Raw genomic sequence first — 22,171 nt, 5'->3', positions numbered from 1 at the left:
CGGCGGGGGCGGGCGGCGATAGGGCGAGCGCGAGCGCCGCACGGCAGCACGATCGCACGCCGGCACCCCTGTGCCCCGGGCCCCTGACGCCCGGCACCGTCTCGGAGAACCCGCCCAGCGGCGGGACCGGGCGACGATCCAGCGACCAGGGAGCCCGGCACCCCTGCACGCGCACCCCTATGCCCGCGCGCCCTGCGCCTCGGGCTCCTGAAGCCCGGCGCCATCCCGGGGAAACCTGCCCAGCGGCGGAACCGGGCGGCGATCCAGCGGCCGTCGCGAGTCCCGCACCACTGCACGCCCGCACCCCGGTGCCCCGAGCCCGTGACGCCCGGCGCCATCTCTGGCCCCCTCACTCACTCCGCAACACCTCCGCGATCGTCAACCGCCCAGCCCTGCGCGCCGGCACGAACGCCCCCAGCACCGCGATGACCAGCCCGGCAAGGCCGAGTGCGGCGAGGGCCGGGGCCCGCCACACGTCCGTCATGTACGCGGGCAGGGTGATGTCCACCGCGTCCGCCATCCGTGGGATCACCAGCTCGTAGCCCGCCACGCCCAGCGGGATGCCGAGCAGGGAGCCGATCGCGCCGAGTACCGCCATCGACGTCACCGTCATCACCGTGACCTGCCGCGGCGTCATCCCGATCGACTTCAGCATGCCCAAGTCCCGTCGGCGGTCACGGGTGTTGAGGACGACCGTGTTGAAGACGCCGAGGGACGCGACCAGGGCGAGCATCAGGGTGAGGGCGGTGGCCGAGCCGACGATGGTCTGGGTGATGGAGTTGGAGCCCCGCACATCGGTACCGATCCCGGGGTCGGCGGCCCGCGCGGCGCGGGCGTACGCGGTCGGGTCGGTGCCGTCCCGGAGCTCGACGTGGTACGCGATGGGCTTCGCGTCCGGGGCGAGCGCCGCCAGCGTCGGCCAGTCGGTGACCACCACCCGGGCGTTGCTCTCCATGAACTCCCCGACGACCAGCACCCGTTCGCTCCGATCGCCCTTCTCCAGGGCGACCCGGTCGCCGACCCGTACGCCGTTCTGGCGCAGGAACGCCGAACCGGCCACGATCTCACCGTCGGCGTGCATCCAGCGCCCCTCGGTGAGTACGCCGTCCAGCTGGAGCCGGTCGCCGCGGCGTCCTTCGAGGATCACCGGATGCGCGCTGCCCGCGAGGCGTACGTCGACGGAGGCCCGGGCGGTGACCCCGGTGGCATCGGGCAACCCGGCGAGCAGCGACTGGAGTTCACGGTCGCCGTACTTCGGCAGGATCTCCTTGCCGTTCTTGACGTTGGAGGCGTACACGGTCACTTGATAGGCGTCGCGCCCCGCGTTCCCGAACCGGTCCATCGTCGTCGCGAGGCCTGTCGCGAACGTCACCGTGGTCACCCCCAGGACCACGGCGGCCAGCGTCAGCGCACTGCGGCCCGGCCGGGCGAACGGCAGGCCCACGCCCAGGCTCACCGAGCGCGGCAGCCGGCTGCCGGCCAGGCGGCGCTGGATGCCCAGGGCCCGTCCGGCGCGTGGGGCGCTGCCCGCGCTGATCGCCTGTGCCGCCGACATGCGGTGGGCGCGCAGTGCGGGGGCCAGCGCGGCGAGGAGGCAGACGGCGGGCATGCCGAGCAGCGTGACCGCGTTCACCCAGGCGGAGACGGAGACGCTGCCGTGGAACACCCCCGCGTCGGGCCCCGTGAACACGAACTCGAAGAAGAAGCTCGCCAGGGTGTTGCCGAGGACCGTCCCGAGCACGCACCCGGCCACCGCCGGCACGGAGATCATCATGAGGTAGACGGCGACCACCTGCCCCGGCGTGAAGCCGAGCGCCTTGAGCACGCCGATGTGCCGGAACCCGGAGATCACCGCGCCGCTGACCACATTGCCGATGATGAGCACCGCGACCGCGATGCCGAGGATGCCGAAGGCCATCAGATACGGGGTGTACGCCCGCGCCGAGCTGCTCACCTGGTGCTTGAGGGTGAGATACGACCGTGAGGCGGTGAGCGCGTCCGCCGGGAGCCCTTCGGTCACCGTGGCCAGCTGTGCGCGCAGCCGCCCGTCCGAGGAGGCGTCGGGGAAGCGGAACAGCATCTGGGTGGCCGTCGGCCGCAGGGCGTCGATCTGCTCCGGCGCGACCCAGGCGTCGGCCGTGCGGCTCAGGTCGAAGGCGAACCCGACGACGGTGAGGGCGGGGCCGCCCGAGGGCATCGGGAGCCGCTTGCCGAGATCGTCCGGGGTCCAGTCCGACTGCCGGTTCAGCACGACCTCGCCGGGCCGGGTGGCCCAGCGGCCCGCCCACAGGTCGAGGCGGTCCACGGGGCCGTCGGGGTCGGCGCGGCCGACGACCGTGATCTCGTTGCCGAGGCCGAAACTCATGCTGCCGTCCGGCAGTTCGACCGTGGCCTGCGGGTAGGGCCCTGCTGCGGCCTCGACGCCGGGCCGCCGGGCCGCCTCCGCCAACTGCGTGTCGGAGACCTCGTCGGGATCGAAGGCGGCGACCACATGGGGGCCGCGCTGCTTACCGAAGGCCTTGTCGAAGGGGGCGGAGGCGGCATCGAGCAGACCGAGGGCCACCACCATGGCCACGGTCGAGGTCAGCGTGACCAGAGCGATGACCAGCGTCTGGAGCCTGCGCCGCCGTACCGCCGCGCGGGCGGCGCGCCATACGGCCCTCATGCGGACGGCTCCAGGGTGGTCTCGCCGGTCACCCGGCCGTCGGCGACCTCGATCAGGCGGCTGGCGCAGCGTCGGGCGAGATGCTCGTCGTGGGTCACCAGGATCAGGGTCTGGCCGATCTGGTTGAGGTCGAGCAGCAGATCCATCACCTGCTCTCCGGAGCGGCTGTCCAGGGCGCCGGTCGGCTCGTCGGCGAGCAGCAGGGCGGGACGGTTCATCAACGCCCGTGCGACGGCGACGCGTTGGCGCTCGCCACCGCTGAGCACCGCCGGGTAGGCGTTGCGACGGTCCGCGACGCCGAGTTCGTCGAACAGCTCAAGGGCACGGCGGCGGGCCTGCCGGGCCGGGGTACCGGTCAGCTGGGCGGCCAGCGCCACGTTGTCGAGAGCCGACAGATCGTCGATCAGGTTGAAGAACTGGAAGATCATGCCGATCCGGCGCCGCCGGTACAGGGCGAGCCCCTTCTCGCCCAACTCCCCCACGTTCTCGCCGTGTACGAGGACCGTGCCGCCCGTCGGCCGGTCAAGACCGGCGATCATGTTGAGGAGCGTGGACTTCCCGCACCCCGAGGGCCCCATCACGGCGACCGCCTCCCCGGCCCGGATCTCCAGCGACACCCCGGCCAGCGCCGTGGTCTCCCCGTACTCCTTGCGCAGGCCGTCGAGCCGTACGACGACCTCTCCCCTGCTGCTGTCCTCAGTGACCATGGGCAGGACGCTACGAGGCGGGCCCCGGCCCGGACATCACTCCCGGGATGGCACTTGGCAGGGCGCCTCATCCTGCGGATGCAGGGCCTGCATCTCCGGGCCGATGCGTTCGCGGTGATCGTCTGCCAGGGTGAACCCCATGGGGGACTGGGAATCGGGCTGGCCGGCGCTGGCGGTGGCGGGTGCGGCCGTACTCGCGCTGTCCGTCGCGCTGCTGCGGACGCGGCGCCGCTGGCGGGACGCGGTCGGGGAGCGCGGCTGGCTGCTGGAGCGGGAGCGGGAGAGCGCGGCCCGCGCCGCGGTCGCGGCCGAACGCGAGCGAATCGCCCGCGAGTTGCACGACATCGTCAGCCACAACGTCAGCCTCATGGTCGTCCAGGCGGGAGCCGCCCGCGAGGTGCTGGGCACGATGCCGGACGAGGCCGCGGCGGCGCTGCGGGCGGTCGAGGACGCGGGGCGGGGCGCGATGACGGATCTACGGCATCTGCTGGGGCTGTTGGCGCCGTCGCCGAGCGGCGAGGACGACGACATGGGCGAGGGCCCGGACGCGTACGACGCCACGGCCGCCGACCTCACCCCGCAACCCGGCCTGGACCGGCTCGGCCAGTTGGTGGACCGCGTGTCGTTCGCCGGGCTGCCCGTCGAGGTCCGGATCTCCGGGGAACCGCGCCCCCTCCCGCAGGGGATCGATGTGACGGCGTACCGCATCGTCCAGGAGGCGCTCACCAACGCGCTCCGGCACGGCGACGGCGGCAAGGCCGGGGTCACGGTGCGGTACGCGGACCACGCCCTGCGCGTGGAGGTGCTGAACACCGGCCCGAGCGTGCTGACCGGCGGGGCGCCGCAGCGGCCCCGCCCCGCCGTGCGGCACCGGGAAGGCACCGGTCGCGGCCTGCTGGGGCTGCGGGAGCGGGTCGCGGTGTACGGCGGTGACCTGGATGCCCGACGGCGCCTCGGCGGCGGTTACCGCGTCCGGGCCCGCATTCCCCTGGACCTCCCATGACAGCGCCCGCGACCGAGCCGACTCCGCGCGTCCTGATCGCCGACGACCAGACGTTGATCCGCACCGGCTTCCGGCTGATCCTGACCGTGCGCGGCATCGAGGTGGTCGGTGAGGCCGCGGACGGTTTGGAGGCGGTGCGGATGGCACGCGAACTCGGCCCGGACGTCGTGCTGATGGACATCCGCATGCCGAACCTGGACGGCCTGGAGGCCACCCGCCGCATCCTCCGACAGGCACCGGACTGCCGGGTGTTGATGCTGACGACGTTCGACCTGGACCGCTACGTCTACACGGCCCTGTCGATCGGGGCGAGCGGCTTCCTCCTCAAGGACGTCACACCCGAGCACCTGGCGGCGGCCGTGCGCCTGGTCAACACGGGCGACGCCCTGCTGGCCCCCTCCATCACCCGCCGCCTGGTGGAGCGCTTCGCCCACGAGCCCACCGACCCGACCGACCCGACTTTCCCGACCGACCCCACCAGCCATCCACCCGCCGTCCCCGCCGACCTGGCACCCCTGACCCCCCGCGAACTGGAGGTCCTGACCCTCCTGGGCCGTGGCCTGTCCAACACGGAGCTCGCCGCCCACCTCACCCTGAGCGAGGCCACGGTGAAGTCCCATGTGGCCCGCATCTTCGCCAAGCTGTCCCTGCGGGACCGCGCCCAGGCGGTCGTCCTCGCCTACGAGACGGGGCTGGTCCGGCGCGGGGACAGCGACACGGGGAGAACCCCGCGCCCATGAGACCGCCCGGCGACCGGTCTTTCCACTCACTCGTCTCACTCGTCCAAAAATTCCTCGCGGGCCGCTGACCTGCCTAGGATGCCTCCTAGGGGCCCTAGGCCAGGTTTTCATTCCCGGAGGTCAGCCAGCCCATGGCCCGCGCAGGAGTCACCGCCGACCGTCTCACCGCGGCCGCCGCCGAACTCGCAGACGAGGTCGGGTTCGAGAACGTCAGCCTGTCCGCGCTGGCCCGGCGATTCGGGGTGAAGGACGCGAGCCTGTACTCGCACGTCAGGAATCTGCAGGACCTGCGGACGCGGGTCGCCCTGCTGGCCGGCGGCGAGATGATCGACCGGATCGCCGTCGCCGTCGCCGGACGGGCCGGCAAGGACGCGCTCGCCGCCTTCGCGGACGCCTACCGGGAGTACGCCCTGCAGCACCCGGGCCGCTACGCGGCCACGCAGATCCGGGTCGACCGGGCCCTGGTCGCCGACTCCCCCGCGATGCGCCGCACCGCCGAGATCACCTACGGCATGCTCCGCGCCTACGGCCTGGAGGAACCCGACCTCACCGACGCCGTACGCCTGCTGCGCAGCACCTTCCACGGCTACTGCGCCCTGGAGTCCACCGGCGCCTTCGGTGCTCCCCGGGACGTACGGGAGTCCTGGGAGCGCGCTGTCGACGCCCTGCACGTGGCGCTCATGAACTGGCCCCGGAACGGGCCCGACCGGCAGCCGCCCCAGTTGTCACCCTGACCACTTAGACTGGAAGCTTCGCGGAGGTCACACGTAGGCGCCACGGGGGAGGGAACGCGTCTTGTCCCAACAGCAGCTCGGACGCGGCCCGTTGAGGTCCCGTCAGCCCGGTTCCCCACCTCCCGCTCCCGACGACGATCCGGCCGGCTCGCCCCCGGCGCGCTTCGTCGGCTGGCTCGGCGGCCTCGGCTGCGCCGCCGCCGGGTACGGCGTGTTCCAGTTCCTGTTCAGTGTGCTGCCCGACTCCCTCGACGGTTCGGCCGCCCGGTATGTGATCGCCGGGATCAGCGGTCTCGGCACCTCCGTCGCGGCCTGGCTGGCGGCGGCACTGCTGCGGGCGCGGACGGCAGCGGCGGCCGTGGATGCCGCGCGAGTCCCCGCCGTAGGGCCCGCCGCGATGGCGCCGGGGGCGCCCGGCCCGCTCCCCAAGGTCTTCTCCGCCGCCTACGACGCCCTCGTCGACCAGGTGTCCGTCGTCGACGACCCCGAGCGCGGCCGACTCACCGGCTGGCCGCACTCCCTCGGCGAGGACTCGCCCTCCCGGCCCACCCCCGTCGGCACCGCGTACGGGCTGCACATCATGCTCGACCTGGGCGTGCCCTACGGCCGGCTGAGCACCGGCGACCTGGTGGACACGCTGTGGCGGCTGCGACTCCCGGACGGCGGCTGGTCGGCGCGCTCGCAGGGGTCCGAGGCGCGTCCGGAGGTCACCGCTCTGGTGCTGGGCGCGCTGGCCCGGGCGGGCACGTCCGCCGAGCGGCTGGCCGCGGAGGTGGACCACTGCGCGAGCGGCTTCACCCGTCAACTCGACCGTGCCGGACAGGAGTCGACCCATGTGGTGACGACCGTGCTGCGCGGGCTGCTGCGCGCCGCGCCCCGCTCCGACGTGCTGCCCCTGCTGCGTGAGGCCCTCGCGGACGGCGCGATCAGCGACCCGCGCCGCGACCATCTGCGCTGCTGGGGCCACCGTCTGCACCCGCCGTACGGCAGACCGTCGCCGCTGCACACCGCGCAGGCCGTCGTCGCCCTCGACCGGGCCGCCCGGGTCCTGGGCGAGGACGGCGACGCGCGCGCCGCCCGGGCCCGGACCGCCCGCGAGGACGGCGTCCGCTGGCTGCTGTCCTGCCCCGACGCGCCGCACGACACCTGCCCCGACCTGGAGAACCTGCACGAGGAGGTGCGCCGGCCCCGCACCGACGACCCCTCCCGCCACGAGGTGCTGAACGTACGGCACTTCACCGCCTCCTGGCTGGTCCGCGCCCTGCTCTCCCCCGGCGCCCTGGAGATCGCCCGCGCCGACGGACTGGAGGACGAGTGGCGGGTACGGCTGGACGGGGCCCTGGCCGCGGTGTGGGCGGGACAGTCGGACGGCATCTGGTACTGGGGGCGGGGCGCCGGCACCGATCTGCGGCGGCCCATGTGGATGACCTATCAGGGACTGTCGGCGCTGCGCGCGCATGCCGTATGGATGTATCAGCCCGGTGGCTGACCTCACGAACTCATGGGTGGCGAGCGGCTGTTGGAGGATGAGTGCATGGGCGGTCGGCAGGTCCTGGCGGCGCGGCGGCGGCTCGCCGAGGCACTGGACGGTGAGCTGCCCGGGCCCGAGCGGGCGACTGCCGCCCGCTCGGTCGTCACCGAACTCGGCTCCCCCGACCGGCTGTTGGAACTGATCGCCGAACTCGCCTCCGGCGAGGGGGATCCGGAGGGCTGCGCGCGGCTGTCGTACCGTCATGTCCTCGGTTTCGACAAGCTGCTGCTGATCGACGGCGGACCGCGCCACATGCTGCGCGCGCATGTGTGGCATCCGGGCGCGGGGGCGATCGGCGAGGAGGACATCCACAACCACCGTTCGCCGCTGGCGTCCTATGTCGTCCGGGGCCGGTTGGCGATGGAGTTGTACGAAGTGGTCGGCGACGACGCCGTCGCTGCCGACGATGTCGCGGCGGCCCGCTACGAGGAGTCGCTGGCGGAGCGGTCGGCGGACTGGGTGCTGAAACCCACCGGTCCGGCGCGGCTGCGGCTGACGCATGTGGGGCAGTACGCGGCGGGCAGTTCGTACGCACTGCCCGCGCACACCCTGCATCGGGCCTGGTGCGACACGGATGCGCCGACGGTGACGTTGTTCCTGGAGACGGGCGCCGAACGGCGGCGGCACACCGATGTGTTCACGGCGGCGGGGCCGCACCCGGGTGCGGTGGCGAAGGTTCCGCTGGACGTACCGGACTATCTGTCCGCGCTACGTGACTTGGCGGAGCAGCTCAGGGCTGCGTGAGGTGAGGGCCTGCCGGACGATGTCGAGGTTGTACTCGTCGATGTCGACGGTGGTCAGCTCGGCCGGGGACAGCCAGACGGCCGCCTGGTCGGGCTCGGGCAGGGTGATCGTCGCGGACAAGGGCCTGACCAGGAAGTTGTCCTGCCAGTTCTTGATCTCGTGCCCTCGGAGGTCGCTGACGAAAGACGACTCCCCGACCTTGCGTACGATCTCGCCGAGCAGTCCGGTCTCTTCCTTCAACTCCCGCAGCGCGCCGTCCTCGGGACTCTCACCCGGCTCCAGCTTCCCGCAGGGAACGCCCCACACCCGCGGCAGGAACCGCTCCTTGTCACTGCGGCGCACCAGAAGCACCCGCTGCTTGTAGTCCATCACGACGGCGGCCGCCAGTCGCCTGTCGCCGGGGATGTCCATGGTCATGGTTCCTCGGTCCCTCGCCGGTGATGAGTCCAAAGGTTCTGATACCCGGGAAAGTGTCAACGGTAACAGGAAGCGGCCGCCCTTGGCTGTGAGTCAGGTCGCGCCGTCGACGCCCCCCCTTCACGACAGATCCCCCACGGCGTCGGCGTTATACGCCGATCCCTCCAGGTGACGGGCGAGTTCACGGAAGCTCCAGCCGTCGCCGGGCGAGTCGTCGAGCTGCTCGTCACTCAGGGCGTCGAGCCGGTTGGCCCAGATACGGGCGAGGCGGGTGAGCCGACTGCCGGCCTCGTCCAGGTCCGCCTGGGTGAAGGGCGCGAGGTCCGCCTCGGTGGTGACGGTGGAGGCATGCCAGTGGTCGGGCTGGGGTTCCTCACCGACCAGCCGGGCCTCCAGTTCCGCCAGGTGGTCGACGAGGTGATCGGCGACGCGGCGGATGGCCTTGTGCGGCGTGTAGACGCGACCGCGGAAGCCTGGCGGGCAGCCCCGGCTGGAGTTTCACGGACGGTTTCGGTCATGGCTCGAACGCTAGGTGCCCATCCTTTCGGTGTTCGCCGAAGTGATCCGGCCCACACTCTGTGAAACTTCAGCAACCTTCCCGGGTCGGGCGGCCACCAGGGTGCATGACTTCCGCACGACGCTCGACGTCCGCTGCCGCCAAGGCCGGCCACCGCCGGGTCCACGTGGCCCGCAAGCCCCTGATCGCGGGCGTTGCCGCCGGCGCCGCCCTGGTCGGGGCGTGGTACGCCTCCGCGGGCGCGGCCACGGCCACCGCGCCGAACCTCACCCCGACGACGACCACGGTGACCCTGTCGGCCAAGTTCCCCTACCTGTCCGCCGGTTACAACAACAGTCGGGAGTGGACGCGCACGGCGACGGCCGTGGCCCCGAACGGTGCCCTGCGCGTGGCCTGGCCCGCCTCGGACGGCATCCATGTCACGCCGCTGTCCGCCGACGGCAAGCGCTCGGGCGCGGACACCGTCGTCAAGGGGGCCAAGGAGGTCGGTGGACTCGTCGCGCACAACGACGGCTTCGCGCTACTGACCCGGGTCGCCGACACCAACAAGTGGAAGGAGACGGCCGCCGCGATCATCCGCTACACGAACGGCAAGCAGACCTTCCGCACCAAGCTGACCGGCGCCGCCTCGAACGACACCTCCCCGACCCTCGACGGCCAGCTCACCTGGAACGGCACCAAGTACGGCGCCTACTTCGTCGTGCACGGCGCGGGCGGCTTCGCCGACGGGCACTTCGGCGACAAGCTGTCGTACGTCAGCGCCAAGGGCGGCAAGCTCAGCGGCGGTTGGGGCTGGGGGTGCAGCCACAACGAGGGCATCGCCCTGCACCCCGAGAAGACCGGCGCCTTCACCTCCCTCTGCTTCGACGACTGGCGCTCGGGCCTGTTCGTCTCGACCGGGATCGGCGCACCCGACGACGCCCCGGTCGTGCAGCGCGAGCAGTGCTGGGCGGGCTACTGCGGCGGCACCTTCGCCGGCCGTACCGGCGATCTCGTGAAGTCCTCCACCGGCCGTTACGCCACCGCCTTCGCCTCCCGCGGCGCCGCGTCGGCCAAGAAGAACCCCGAGGACTCCAGCGGTCGCGGCTGGACGGTCACGCCGAAGACCAGCACCCACCAGGTGGCCGTCGCCTTCCTCAAGAACCGCAACTCCGGTCCCGGCAAGGCGATCCACCTCTCCAACAACAAGGGCGTCGAGCACGTCAACGTCCGCCTCGCCCCGTACGGCAAGGACCGCCTGCTGCTGTCCTGGGAGTCCCTGAAGAACGCCAAGTGCAAGGACGGCACCTGCACCGGCACCTTCACGGGCACGAACTTCCGGCTCATCGACTGGAACGGCAAGTTCAAGAGCGCCACGAAGGTCGTGAGCGCCCGGATCACCGGCGACATCGCGGTCCAGAAGGACGGCACCCTCGCCTGGGCATCCGTGCCCGTCACCCCGTCGTACGCGACCCCGCTCACCGGCGCGTCCCCGACCACCACGACCCTGAAGATCGCCCGCCTGAAGCCCTGAGGACGCGGTACGGGACCTACGTACAACCACCGCCCCCGTCCGACGCGTCTCACGGGTGCCATGTAGGCGCGGACGGGGGAGGTCGGTGCGATGTCCGGCAGGAACAGCAGGCTGCACGGCGGCGTGCGGAGCGTACGGCGGTTCTTCTGGCTGCCCCGGGGGACGCCACGTCACCCCTCGCCCGTGGTGCCGACCCTGCGGATCTCCGCGTTCTGCCTGGCCGTCGGCGCCCTCGCCGCCTGGGCCGGCTGGGACGAAGGACCGATCGTCATGACGGTCGCGACGGTGTGGTCCATGCTCGACGACGTGATCGACGGAGTACGGCACCGCTGGCCCGCCTTCGCGGCCGGACTGGCGGTGGGCTGGGGCGTCAATAAGCTCGCGCATGCCTCGCTGCACGCCCCCGACGCGTCGTGGGGCGAGTACTCCCTCTACGCGTCGACGACTCTGGCGGCCCTGGCGACCTTCGTCGCGGTCACCCGTCTCCCGCAGCGGGAACGTTGAGCTGCCCGCCCGACCCGACCGACCCGTTGACCTGTTGACCCGTTCCGCGGTACGGCTACGAACTGTGCCGGGAACTCGGTCTCCAGGCCGGGTCCATGTACCCGATCCTGATGCGGCTGGCCGACCGTGGACTGCTGGAGACGGCCTGGGAGACGGACCCTCCGGCGGGCCGGCCCCCGCGCCATCTGTACCGGCTGACCGGTCCCGGGCCGGCCCTGGCGGCCGAGCTCGCGGGGCCGGAGGCCGCCCCGGTGCGGCTGCGGCCGCGATGGGAGGGCGCCTGATGCGCACCCGTGCCCGCTTCGAACTGGCCGTGATGGCAGCGGTGTCGGTCGCGCTCGCCGCGCTCCTGGGGCTCGCCTTCGTCACCGTCGGGCCGCCGGACACCGACTCGGAGGGCTATCTCCCGGTCCTGATCATCTGGGCGGCGCTCTCCGCACCCTCACTCGTCGCGGCCGGGATCCTGTGCCGGGCCTGGTGGCGCCGGGACACCCGGGACGGCCCGGAGCGGCTGCTGGGCTGGGCGGCCGGTCTCCTGCCGCAGGCCCGCCGTGACTGGGGTGCGGCGATGGTCGCCGAACTGGCCGAGGTGCGGGGCCCGGTGGCACGCGTACGGTTCGCCGCCGGCTGTGCCCGGGCCGCACTGTTCCCACCGTCGGCCGGCCGGGGGCCGCTGCTCGCCGGGGCGATGACGGTGGCGGCGGCGCCCACCGTCGGGTTGGCGGTCGGCCACGCCCTGCCCGCGATGCAGGTCTTCACGGTGACGTTCCTGGTGCTGGTCGGCGCGCTGACCGCCCTCGCCCTGTCCCGCCCGCGTCACCGCCCGCTCAGGCCCGCGTCCGGCCCGGTCATCACCGTCGTGGGGCTGGCCGGGGTGGCCGCGGCGATCACGCTGGCCGCCTACGTCCTCGTACAGGATCCACCGGCCGAACGAACCCTCGGCGCCTACTACGCCGTCATCCTCGCCGCGTTCCTCGCCTGCTGCCTCTGGCTGGTCCTGGCCCCGCCCCGCGCCCTGACCACCAGCCGTCTCGCCCGCCGTACCGGGCTCGCCGCCGCCGTACTGCTCGGCGTCTGCTTCGTCTGGGGCGCCCGGTCGGGGGACATCATGGCGACCTTCGTCTTCCTGCCGCCGGTGGTGATCTCCTTCCTGGGCTCGGCGGTCACCGCCGCGGCGCACCGGTCCTTCCGGACGGGCGTGCAGACGACGGTGTGGACCACGCTGACGGGCACGCTGCTCGTGTTCGCCTGCTGGCTGGTGGAGGCCGTGCGCCTGTGCCGCGCCGAAGGAGCACTGCTGCTGGACGGCGAGACCCTCTACCCCGTCGGCACCAATGTCACCGACGCCGTCTTCTGGGTCCTGGTCTTCGTCCCGGCCTGGGGCCTGCTGCCGTTCGGCGTGATGGGCGCGGCCGTCGGCAGCAGGCTCCCGAGGCGGCTGCCCCGACTCGTACGCTGACGCCCCCGCGGCGGCTCAAGCCCGCACGCTGACGCCCTCGCCGTCCGCCAACCGCGCCTGGATCTCCCGCCCGTCGCTCCAGCGGACGTGAATCGTGGCTTCGTCGTCCACGCGTACGGTCACCAGCTCGTCCAGCGGTGCGGGGTCCGGTTCGGCGGTGAGCCGGGCGAGGGCGACGAACAGCGTGTCTCCCTCGCCGGTGGCGCCGGAGAGGTCGTTGCCCAGACCGGCGACCGGCCGGATCTCCGCACGCACGCCGTCCCGGCAGGCCCAGCCGGTGACCCTCACCGGCGTCCCCGCCTCCGCCCCCGCCACCAGATGGGCCCGCACCTCAACGGCCCCCTGCGCGAGCACAAGGCTCGTCACCCGGGCTCCCCCGCCCGCCGCCGAGTGCCGCGACGCCACCCAGCCCTCCCCCACGCCCAGCGGCACGATGTCCGTACGGCTCGGGTCGTGGCCGACGATCACGCTGTTGTCGTACGCCGGTGAAGGCCGCGTCAGCGTCGAGTAGGCGAGGCGCGTGTAGTACGGGTCGTAGCGGACGTCCTCACTGCCGTGGTTGTGGAGGCGGACCAGGCCGTCCGAACTCGTGGACTGCAGAAGCCAGTTGGGGCCGGCGATGGCGGTGACGGCGTCCGTGCGCTCGGCCGGGGCGGGTTCCTCGGCGGCCGTCCAGACCTCGTGGTCCGCCGGCAGGAGCAGGCCGAGGAAGCCCTTGCTCGCCCAGTAGGGGGACGCCGGGCCCGAATAGCCTTGCAGGACCGCCTCGTCGGGGCCGTGCCAGCCGAGGGTGAGGAGTCCCTTCGCGTCCACCGCGCCCCGCTCCAGGAAGTACTTCAGGGCGCCGGAGGCCAGCCGCCTCGTCTCCCCGGGCGCGAGCGGCGTACGGCCGGTCAGGGCGCCCAGCCACAGGGGGGCCGTGGTCGCGAAACGGTAGGTCAGGGAGCGGCCCTGGTGCAGGGGGGCGCCGTCGCCGCCGAACAGGCGGGCGTAGTCCTCCAGATGGCGGGAGAGCCGGCCGCCGTAGAGGTCCAGGAGCCGTTCGTCGTGCGCCAGCCAGGCGTGCAGCACCGGGTAGAGGTGCATCGCCCAGCCGTTGTAGTAGTCGTACTTGCGGCCGTCGCCGTCGGTGTACCAGCCGCCGCCGACGTACCAGTCCTCGATGCGCTCAAGGCCCCGGTCGATCGCCTTGCGGGACTCCTCGGCCTGGTACCCGATCTCCTCCAGGAAGCCGCCCACCGTCACCGGGAACAGCTCCCAGTTGCAGGGCCAGGCCTCGGCGGTCAGCGCGTCTCCGAGCCAGGCCGCCGCGCGTTGCCGTACCCCGTCGTCCAGCCGGTCCCACAGCAGGGGGCGGGTCAGTCGCAGCGCGAGCGCGATCGACGCCGCCTCGACCAGGGGCTGGCCGCGGTCCTCGATGCGGGGCCAGACGCCGCCGACGCCCGCCGCCAGGCCCTCCGCGTAGCGCTGCAACGCGGTCTCGTCCCGGCGGAAGGCCGCCAGGAGGAGCGTACGGGCGTAGCCCTCCAGGCCGTCGGAGAGGTGGCCCGACCAGCTCTGGTGGTCGCCCGGGAAGTGGTAGAGGGCGCGGTCCTCCGTCGCGTACGGCTCCACCGCGGCGAGCAGGGCGTCGGCCGCCGTCTCCCAATGGGCTCGGGTGTAGCCGGTGTGCGGGCTCAGGGTGCGGTCGGCGGGAGGCAACTGCATCGGTTCTCTTCCTGCTCTGCTCTTCGAGGGTCAGGCCTGGGGCGCCCCGGTTCCGGTCGGAACGCCCCAGGGGTTCATCCCACCCGCACCAGACCCTGCGGCACCAGATGCTGAGCGGCGAGTTCGTCGCGGACGAGGCTCGCGTACACCGTGGCACCGTGCACCGAGGTGTGGGTGTTGTCCCGCTTCTCGTTGTAGAGGTACAGCGCCTTGGAGGCCTCGACGCCCAGGGACTCCACCAGCGCCTTCGTCTTCGCCGTGAGGTCGATCAGCGGGACGTCCTGGGCTGCGGCGACGGAGCGGACGACCGCGGGGTGGTTCACGCCCAGGCCGTTGACGAGCAGGGCCGTGTCGTTGTTCAGCGTGCCGTCGGCGTTGAACCACCGGCGCACGATCGGGGTGACGAGGACGGGCTTACCGCCCTTCTCGCGGACGCCCGCCACCAGCGCCTGCAGATTCGCGCGATACGTCGCCTCGTCGGTCGTCTTGTCGTTGTGGGCGAGTTGGATCAGGATCAGGTCGCCGCGGCGGATCTGCGGCTGGACGGTGGCCCACAGCCGCGGGTTCCCCAGATAGCTGACCGTACTCTCCCCGGAATCCGCGTAGTTGGCGACGGACATGCCCTTGCGGAGGTACTGCGGGAGCTGCTGGCCCCAGCCGGAGTACGGGTCGCCGGGCTGGTCGCAGACCGTGGAGTCGCCGACGAGGAAGATCTGGCGGGCGTGCCGGGCCGGGGTGACCCTGATGTCGGCCAGGGCGGGGGCGGAGCCGCCGAGTTGCAGGTCCAGGCCGGGGGTTCCGTCGGGGCCGGTGGGCTCGCCCTCTGGGGTGCGGACGTTCACGGTGAAGCTGCGGGCGACCCGCTCACCTGCCGGGGCGGCCGTCTCGGGAAGCAGGGCGCGGCGGGTCTCGCCGGTGACGCCGGTGCTCGACGCGGTCTCGCCGCCGAGGAGGACCCGCACGTCGTAGGTGCCGGGCGGGACGTCGAAGTGGCAGGCGGTGGCGGTGCAGTTGTCGATGCCGAGGGGGCGCTGACCGCCGTACGCGTGGGCCGGCGGCGCCGACAGGACGGACAGGCCGGTGCTCAGCGTCATCGCCGCCAGGACGGCGAGGTTGAAACGTCTCATGCGTCTCATGCGTCGGCTCCTCCACAGACGACTGGGCCTGGCGCTGGACCGTATCGCGAAGTGCAAGCGCTTTCTAGAGCTCGGGCTCATTTCACAAGATTGCCAATCTCCTGCCACCGAAAGCCCTTTCGCGAAATCGATTCAACTGCCACCCTCGCTCTCACCCGCACCACCCCCACACCTCTCGAAGGAGGCACCCCCATGTCCGGATCCGCGAACAGACCGGTCCGACGCCGCACCTTCGTGCTCGGCACCGCGGCCGCCGCGGGATCGGCGGCCCTCGCCGGACCGCTCGCCCAGACCGCGTCCGCGGCGAGCTTCGGCTGGAGCGACGACGGCTCGAACTACGTCGTCGACACCGGCGCCACCCTCGTCTTCAAGGTCAGCAAGACCAACGGCGACCTGACCTCGCTGCTCTACCGCGGCACGGAGTACCAGGGCTACGGCGGCAAGAACTCGCACATCGAGTCCGGCCTCGGCGCATCCACCGTGTCCATCAAACAGTCGGGGTCGACGATCCTGATCTCGGTGGCGTACGGCACGCTGCGGCACTATTACGCGGCCCGCAGCGGCGAGAACAACATCTATCTCTGGACCAACAGGGCCGACACGTCGGTCGCGTCGACCCGCTTCATCCTGCGCGTCAAGGCGGGCCTGTTCCTCAACGACGAGCCGGACTCCTACACCTACGCGCCCACCACCATCGAGGCCTCGGACGTCTTCGCGAAGTCCGACGGGCAGACCCGCTCCAAGCACTACTCGAAGCTGAGGGTCGGCGACTACAACTACATCGGCTGGAGCGCGAGCGGCGTCGGCCTGTGGATCGTCCGCTCCAACCACGAGAAGGCCTCCGGCGGCCCCTTCTACCGCTCGCTGCTGCGCCATCAGAGCGCGGACGGCGGCGGTCTGTACGAGATCCTGCACTACGCGCAGAACCAGACCGAGAACGAGCGCTTCGGCCTCCAGGGCCCGTACGTCATCGCCCTCACGGACGGCGGGGCGCCCTCCTCGTCGCTGTTCCCGGGCACGCTCACCACCTCCTGGGCGGACTCGCTCGGCCTCTCGGGTTACGTCCCGGCGAGCGGCCGGGGCCGGGTCGCGGGCGTCGGCATCACCGGGCGGAACACGGCGTACCCGTACACCGTCGGGCTCGCCAACTCGGCGGCGCAGTACTGGGGTTCGGCTCGTTCGTCCGACGGCTACTTCTCCATCACGGGGATCCTGCCGGGGACGTACACGCTGACCGTCTTCAAGAGCGAACTCGCCGTGTACACCACCTCGGTGACCGTCACCGCGGGCGGCACGACGACCCTCAACTCGATCGCGATCCCGGCCACGAACGACCCCTCCAACGCGAGCGCGATCTGGCGGATCAACGACTGGACGGGCACGCCGAGCGGCTTCAAGAACGCCGACCTGATGACGTACGCCCACCCCTCGGACGTGCGGGCCTCCGCCTGGACCGGCAATGTGGTGATCGGCAGCGGCAGCGAGACCTCGGCCTTCCCCTGCTACATATGGAAGGACGTCAACAGCGGTCTGCTGGTGTACTTCAGGCTGACCGCCGCCCAGGCCGCCGCCGCGCACACCCTGCGCATCGGCGTGACGACGGCCTACGCCAACGGCCGGCCGCAGGTCGTCGTCAACGACACCTGGACGTCGGCGATCCCCTCCCCGCCCACCCAGCCGAGCACCCGGTCCCTGACCAACGGGTCCTACCGGGGCAACAACCACACGTTCACCTACAGCGTCCCGGCGAGTGCCTGGCTCACGGACACCAGTCAGTACAACGTGCTGAAGATCAACGTGGTGAGCGGTTCGGGGGCGACCGGCTATCTCAGCGCGGGCACGGCGATCGACGCGATCGACCTGCTCGCCTGAGGCAGACTCGGGCAGCCGCTGCCATTACGTCAGGTTCCGCGCGTCCACTGCTGGTTGGTTCCTCCGTTGCAGGTGTAGGTGATGATCGCGGCGGAGTTGGCGGTGGACGCGCCGTTCACGTCCAGGCACTCGCCGGTGGCGCGGGAGACGACGTTCACATAGGAGCCGGTGGTGGTGAGGGACCACTGCTGGTTGGTCGCGGAGGCGTTGCAGTTCTCCTGGGTGACCGTGCTCGCGTTCTCCTGGACGCACAGGGAGCTGTGCCGGGTCATCAGCTGGTAGTAGCCGCTGCCGACGGACTTGAACCAGTACTTCTGGTTGCCGCCGCCGTTGCAGTCGTACTGCTTGAGCTGAGCGCCCGCGAACTGCGACTGGCCGGTGACGTCGGCGCACCGGCCGCTGTGCCGGGCGACGAGCGTGTTGTACGTGGCACTGGTGCCGCTGATCGATCCGGTGGCCGTGTCGATGGTGACCTCCGGGGACCAGGACATGGACATCGAGGTCGAGGAGGGGAAGGTCAGCGGCAACCAGACGTAGCGGGAGTCGTTGACGGTGCCGCCGAAGGAGTTGCCCCAGCGGTCGCCCAGGTAGAGGTACGAGGTGGTCGACGTGCCCTGCACGGGGAGGACGTACGCGGTCTGCGAGCCGTAGGTCGTGGAGTCGCCGACGTTCGTCATCGCGGTCCAGGGGCCGGCGATGTTGGTGGCGGTGGCGTACTGCTGCTGGTTGGGGCTCCAGCCGGTGGCGCCCGAGGTCAGCATGAAGTAGACGCCGTTCCGCTTGAACAGCGCCGGGGCCTCGCGGTGGCCGCCGTGCCAGGGGTCCGCGACCAGGGCGGCGATGCCGGTGTAGTCGCTGGTCAGGCGGTAGATCTGGAGGTCGTAGTTCTCGCGGGCCGCGGAGATCATGTAGCCGGTGCCGTCGGTGTCGACGAAGACCGTGATGTCGCGGGACATGTGCTGGCCGAGCGGGCGGAAGCTGCCCTGCCAGGTGTAGTTGCCGTCGACGGTGTCCGACACGGCGACGGCGGCGCGCGCCTCGCTGTAGTCGGTGCCGTTCTCCTTGTGCATCCACATGACGAACTTGCCGGTGGAGGCGTTGTACATGACCTTCGGGCGCTCGATGTTGGCGGTGGCGAGCTCCGGGTCGCTGGACTGGGTCAGGACGTGGTTCCTGAACTCCCAGTTCTTCAGGTCGGTGGAGCGGTAGGCGTCCACGTACCGGAAGGTGTTGTCGGCGTTGCGGTGCTCGCCGAACCAGTAGTAGTAGGTGCCGACCTTGATCACACCGCCGCCGTGGGCGTGCACCGGGTTGCCCGAGGTGTCGGTGAACTGCGTGCCGGTGGTGATGGTCTGGGGTGCCGCCTGGGCGGGCCCGGCGGTGACCAGGGCGGCGGCCAGGGCCAGACAGAGGGCGAGCATTACCGCGTACGCACGTCTCATCTCACGCACTCTCCTTCACGGTTGCTGCGGCGGTCGTCTCCGCCGCCGTGTCTGCCACGGGTATGCCGAAGTTCGGGGTGCCGTCCGGGTTCCAGCCGAGCTTCTGGACGCGGGTGTGGCGGTTGGGGTCGTTCAGCGGGTCGCCGACGATGTCCTTGTACTGGCGGGCGTGGTAGACGAGGACGTCACTGCGGCCGTCCTCGGCGACGGTGAAGCAGTTGTGGCCGGGGCCGTACTGCTTGGCGGTGTCGTTCGTGCTGAAGACCGGGGTCGGCGACTTGGCCCAGCTGGCCGGGTCCATCAGGTTGCCGTCGGCGTCGGCGGTGAGCATGCCGACGCAGTAGTGGTGGTCGGTGGCGGAGGCCGAGTAGGTGAGGAAGATCCGGCCGTTGCGCTTGAGGGTGTAGGGGCCCTCGTTGACCTTGTAGCCGACGCACTCCCAGTCGTACTCCGGTGTGGACAGCCGCACTTGAGGTCCCGTCAGCGTCCACGGGTTCGCCATCTCGGACAGGAACAGGCCGGTGTTGTTGTCCATCCCCGGCTCGTGCTGTGCCCAGCACAGGTAGCGGGTGCCGCGGTGGGTGAAGGTGGTGGCGTCGAGGGAGAAGGTCTCCCAGGCCGTCTTGATCTGACCCTTCTCCACCCAGGTGCCCTGGAAGGGGTTGGGGTGGGCGTTCTCCAGCACCCAGATGCGGATCTTCCAGACGTCCTCGGCGGGCGCGGCGGCGAAGTAGATGTACCACTTGCCGCCGACGCGGTGGAGCTCCGGAGCCCAGATGTGCGCGCCCATGTCGCCGGTGGCGTGGGCCCGCCAGATGACCGACTCGTCCGCCGTGGACAGGCCGTTCAGGGTGCGGGAGCGGCGCAGGATGATGCGGTCGTATTCGGGGGCGGTGGCCGTGAAGTAGTAGCGGCCGTCGGTGTGCCGGTGGATGTGGGGGTCGGCGCGCTGCCGGACGAGGGGGTTCACGTAGGGGGCTGCCTTCGGGGGTGCGGCAGGGGGCGCGGGGGCGGCGGCGTGGGCGACGCCGGGCACCGCCGAGGCGGCGGTCAGGGCGCCGGCGGCTACGGCGCCCCTCAACAGCAGTCTGCGGCCGAGGGCTTCGGGCAGATCGTGATCGCGGCTCATGCGGCCTGCCTCTCGGGGGTGGGGGAATGTTGGAGATTGTTCGGCATAACGAACAAGATCTGACATTACGAACGGCTGAAAGGTAAGGGCGGGTTACCAGGAGGTCAACGGGTCGGGCGAGACAAAAGAGGAACGGAAAATTTCTGTTATCGGCGGCCGTCCCCGACCGTCCCCGATCATGTGCGCAGCCTCAGCCATACGACAGCAGCGACCGCCGGCGCCCTGGCCGCGGTCGCAGCCCTCACCGTCACCGCTCCCCCCGCGGTGGCCGCCGGCCCGCGAGACGTCACCGCGGACGTTCTCGCGGGCCGGGACGTGACGCTCGGCGGTGACACGGTGGTCACCGTGCCGTCGGGGACGACGACCTACGACGGAGTCTTCCGCGGTGAGGGCACGCTCACCGTGCGCGGCACCGGAACCCTGGTCCTGACCAAGGACAGCGACTTCACGCTGCCGAAGTCCCGTCAGCGGCAGAGCGTGCGGATCCAGGGCGGCAACCACCCCTACGTCACCACGACCAGCCCAGACCAGCCGGCGATCACGGTCGAGCGCGGGGCGACCCTGCAGTACGGCAACGGCGGCAGCACCGGTCTGATCGGGCGCTTCCCGTACAACACCCCGGCGTTCCGGCTCAACCAGGACAACATCCGGGTCGACGGCACCCTGCGCCTGTCCCTGCGGAACGTCGACTACAACCTGGGCACCATCAGCGGCTCCGGGCTGATCACCCAGCCGCGGTTCCTCTGGGGCACCTGGGACCTGTCGGGCACCCACACCTTCTCCGGGGTGATCGACAACGGCACGCAGGTGAACGCCGGGCGCCCGGAGTTCGCGACGTCGCTGCCGAACGTGCGCAAGGTCCTCAACCAGGGCACGTACACCGTGGACACCCCGCTGGGCCAGACCGTCACCATGGGCATGGACTTCTACCAGCGCGAGTACGGCAGCGACATCAACGTCCAGTCCCGCCCCGGCAGCAAGGTGATTCTCACCGGCCAGTACAGCTGGTCGGACCAGGGCGGCGACTCCAGCCCCTCACTCAGCGACCCCGCCCTGAACTGGACGCCCGCACGCAAGAACGTCAACAAGCGCGGCACCAACATCAAGGGCGCCGACGTCCAGTGGGGCGACGGGACGACGAACAAGATCTTCATGCCCGGGACCGCCGAGACCGTCTACATCAACCTGCTGGCGGCCCGGTCCCGTTCGCTGCTGACGTTCGACTACAACGGGCCCGTGACGCTGGGCGCCCCCATCGGCGGCGGCCGGTACCACGACACGCTGGCCGCGCCCGGGGCCGGGGACGTCGTCATCAAGGGGACGAAGGGCAACGACGTCACCTTCGCCGCCGTGCAGTACTACGACGGCTCGACGACGGTCGGGAAGGGCGCCGTGCTGCGGCTGGGCAGCGGCAGGTCCGGCGGTGACGGGGGGCTCTACACACAGGGGGCCCGCCACAAGGTCGTCAACAACGGCTCCCTGGTCGTGAACAACACGCGCAAGGCCCTGTCCCTGTCCCGGATCGGCGGCAGCGGGTCGCTCACGCAGTCGGGGGCCGCTACGACGACCCTGACGGGCGGCGCGGTGACGTACACCGGTCCGACGACCGTCAAGAACGGCACCCTCGCCCTGCGCGGCGGCGCGACGCTCGCCGCCAGCCGGGCGATCCGCCTCTCCTCGGCGAAGTCCCGGCTGGACGTGGGAAGTTCCGGGCTGCGCGTGGGCGCGGGGAAGTCCCTGAGCGGCAAGGGCACGGTGAAGGGAGCGCTGACGAACGGGGGCGTGGTCACGACCGGACTGACCGTCTCCGGCGGCTACACGCAGTCGACGAAGGGCGAACTGGTGCTGCGCGACAGCCCGTTGAAGGTCACGGGCGCGGTCCGGCTGGCCGGCGACCTCGACCTGGCATCCGCCGCCGGCACGAGCGAGTCCGCCGGGAGGATCACCGTCCTCGACCACCGGGGGAACGCGAGGACGACGGGCGCGTTCTCCGGCCTGAAGGAGGGCGAGAAGCTCCAGTTGGGCGACACCACGTACCGGATCAGCTACCGCGGCGGCGACGGCAACGACGTGGTCCTCACCGCAGTCACCACGGCCCCCTCCCCCACCTCCGACAGCCCCCGCACGGCACCCCCGGTCGCCTCCCCCGGCGCCCCCACCGCGAGCACGACGGCAGGCGGCCTCGGCTGGTGGCCGTACGTCCTGGCCGCCGGGCTGCTGGTCGGGCTCGGGGTGCCGGCGACGCGGTTCGGGCGGGGACGCGGGCGCCGACGGGGCGGGCGTCACGCGACACAGGGTCGGCCTTGACCGTCCCCCTCTCCTCCCCTCCGCCACCCGACGCGCCCGGCGCC

General features: G+C 71.6%; 17 protein-coding genes and 2 pseudogenes. 11 read left to right on the top strand and 8 right to left on the bottom strand.

The features are described 5' to 3' along the window. Positions 1-349: 349 nt before the first annotated feature. Together BLU79_RS39080 and BLU79_RS39075 are read right to left on the bottom strand one after the other, a co-directional pair. Positions 350-2,665: an ABC transporter permease gene (locus tag BLU79_RS39080; RefSeq protein ID WP_093910780.1), complete on the bottom strand. Its 2,316-nt coding sequence runs from the start codon at positions 2,663-2,665 to the stop codon at positions 350-352. Next, positions 2,662-3,372: an ABC transporter ATP-binding protein gene (locus tag BLU79_RS39075; protein ID WP_093910779.1), complete on the bottom strand. Its 711-nt coding sequence runs from the start codon at positions 3,370-3,372 to the stop codon at positions 2,662-2,664. Before BLU79_RS39075 ends, BLU79_RS39080 begins: the two co-directional genes overlap by 4 nt. A gap of 139 nt (positions 3,373-3,511) precedes the next feature. On the opposite strand from BLU79_RS39075, the gene BLU79_RS39070 reads away from it, so the two are divergent. From BLU79_RS39070 to BLU79_RS39050, 5 genes are all read left to right on the top strand, one after another. Then, positions 3,512-4,375, top strand: coding sequence for a sensor histidine kinase (locus tag BLU79_RS39070; RefSeq protein ID WP_093910778.1), 864 nt, complete (start codon positions 3,512-3,514; stop codon positions 4,373-4,375). After that, on the top strand, positions 4,372-5,115 hold the full coding sequence (locus BLU79_RS39065) for a response regulator transcription factor (protein ID WP_093910777.1): 744 nt from the start codon (positions 4,372-4,374) through the stop codon (positions 5,113-5,115). The genes BLU79_RS39070 and BLU79_RS39065 overlap by 4 nt, the downstream gene beginning before the upstream one ends. 131 nt (positions 5,116-5,246) lie before the next feature. Next, on the top strand, positions 5,247-5,849 hold the full coding sequence (locus BLU79_RS39060) for a TetR/AcrR family transcriptional regulator (RefSeq protein WP_093910776.1): 603 nt from the start codon (positions 5,247-5,249) through the stop codon (positions 5,847-5,849). Between the two features lie 61 nt (positions 5,850-5,910). Next, positions 5,911-7,338, top strand: coding sequence for a prenyltransferase/squalene oxidase repeat-containing protein (locus tag BLU79_RS39055; protein ID WP_093910775.1), 1,428 nt, complete (start codon positions 5,911-5,913; stop codon positions 7,336-7,338). Positions 7,339-7,383: 45 nt separating this feature from the next. After that, positions 7,384-8,124, top strand: coding sequence for a hypothetical protein (locus BLU79_RS39050; protein WP_093910774.1), 741 nt, complete (start codon positions 7,384-7,386; stop codon positions 8,122-8,124). Here the strand turns inward: BLU79_RS39050 and BLU79_RS39045 are convergent. Together BLU79_RS39045 and BLU79_RS49465 are read right to left on the bottom strand one after the other, a co-directional pair. Continuing rightward, the gene (locus tag BLU79_RS39045) at positions 8,089-8,541 is read right to left on the bottom strand and encodes an NUDIX hydrolase (protein WP_093910773.1); all 453 of its coding nucleotides are present in this window, start codon (positions 8,539-8,541) and stop codon (positions 8,089-8,091) included. The two genes, BLU79_RS39050 and BLU79_RS39045, sit on opposite strands and share 36 nt — an antisense overlap. Positions 8,542-8,661: 120 nt before the next feature. Beyond that, a pseudogene (locus BLU79_RS49465) lies at positions 8,662-9,012 on the bottom strand (hypothetical protein); the annotation flags it as partial. 152 nt (positions 9,013-9,164) lie between these two features. On the opposite strand from BLU79_RS49465, the gene BLU79_RS39035 reads away from it, so the two are divergent. The 4 genes and pseudogenes from BLU79_RS39035 to BLU79_RS39020 all read left to right on the top strand — a co-directional run bounded on the left by BLU79_RS39035 (position 9,165) and on the right by BLU79_RS39020 (position 12,534). Continuing rightward, positions 9,165-10,571 (top strand): hypothetical protein, encoded by a 1,407-nt coding sequence (locus BLU79_RS39035; protein WP_093910772.1) that lies wholly within the window; start codon positions 9,165-9,167, stop codon positions 10,569-10,571. Positions 10,572-10,661: 90 nt separating this feature from the next. Continuing rightward, positions 10,662-11,075: a hypothetical protein gene (locus tag BLU79_RS39030; protein ID WP_256333628.1), complete on the top strand. Its 414-nt coding sequence runs from the start codon at positions 10,662-10,664 to the stop codon at positions 11,073-11,075. A gap of 56 nt (positions 11,076-11,131) precedes the next feature. Next, positions 11,132-11,359: pseudogene (locus tag BLU79_RS39025) on the top strand (PadR family transcriptional regulator); the annotation flags it as partial. Further along, complete coding sequence (locus BLU79_RS39020; RefSeq protein WP_093910770.1) at positions 11,359-12,534, top strand: hypothetical protein; 1,176 nt, start codon at positions 11,359-11,361, stop codon at positions 12,532-12,534. The pseudogene BLU79_RS39025 and the gene BLU79_RS39020, both read left to right, overlap by 1 nt. 15 nt (positions 12,535-12,549) lie before the next feature. Here BLU79_RS39020 and BLU79_RS39015 read toward each other — a convergent pair whose 3' ends face one another. Further along, positions 12,550-14,241 (bottom strand): DUF2264 domain-containing protein, encoded by a 1,692-nt coding sequence (locus BLU79_RS39015; protein WP_093910769.1) that lies wholly within the window; start codon positions 14,239-14,241, stop codon positions 12,550-12,552. 74 nt (positions 14,242-14,315) lie between these two features. Continuing rightward, the gene (locus BLU79_RS39010; RefSeq protein WP_093910768.1) at positions 14,316-15,368 is read right to left on the bottom strand and encodes a rhamnogalacturonan acetylesterase; all 1,053 of its coding nucleotides are present in this window, start codon (positions 15,366-15,368) and stop codon (positions 14,316-14,318) included. A gap of 201 nt (positions 15,369-15,569) precedes the next feature. On the opposite strand from BLU79_RS39010, the gene BLU79_RS39005 reads away from it, so the two are divergent. After that, positions 15,570-17,249 carry a rhamnogalacturonan lyase B N-terminal domain-containing protein gene (locus BLU79_RS39005; RefSeq protein ID WP_093910767.1) on the top strand — a complete coding sequence of 560 codons (1,680 nt, stop codon included), beginning with the start codon at positions 15,570-15,572 and terminating at the stop codon, positions 17,247-17,249. Between the two features lie 29 nt (positions 17,250-17,278). On the opposite strand, the gene BLU79_RS39000 is transcribed toward BLU79_RS39005, so the two are convergent. Continuing rightward, complete coding sequence (locus BLU79_RS39000) at positions 17,279-18,691, bottom strand: RICIN domain-containing protein (protein WP_093910766.1); 1,413 nt, start codon at positions 18,689-18,691, stop codon at positions 17,279-17,281. A gap of 1 nt (position 18,692) precedes the next feature. After that, positions 18,693-19,820: a glycoside hydrolase family 43 protein gene (locus BLU79_RS38995; RefSeq protein ID WP_093910765.1), complete on the bottom strand. Its 1,128-nt coding sequence runs from the start codon at positions 19,818-19,820 to the stop codon at positions 18,693-18,695. 180 nt (positions 19,821-20,000) lie between these two features. Between BLU79_RS38995 and BLU79_RS38990 the strand changes: the two genes are divergently transcribed. After that, positions 20,001-22,127 (top strand): autotransporter-associated beta strand repeat-containing protein, encoded by a 2,127-nt coding sequence (locus BLU79_RS38990; protein ID WP_093910764.1) that lies wholly within the window; start codon positions 20,001-20,003, stop codon positions 22,125-22,127. Positions 22,128-22,171 lie beyond the last annotated feature (44 nt).

It is taken from the genome of Streptomyces sp. cf386 (assembly GCF_900103585.1).
Lineage (GTDB): Bacteria > Actinomycetota > Actinomycetes > Streptomycetales > Streptomycetaceae > Streptomyces.
Note: the sequence above shows the minus strand (reverse complement) of the source record. Positions and strands in the feature narration are given on the sequence as shown.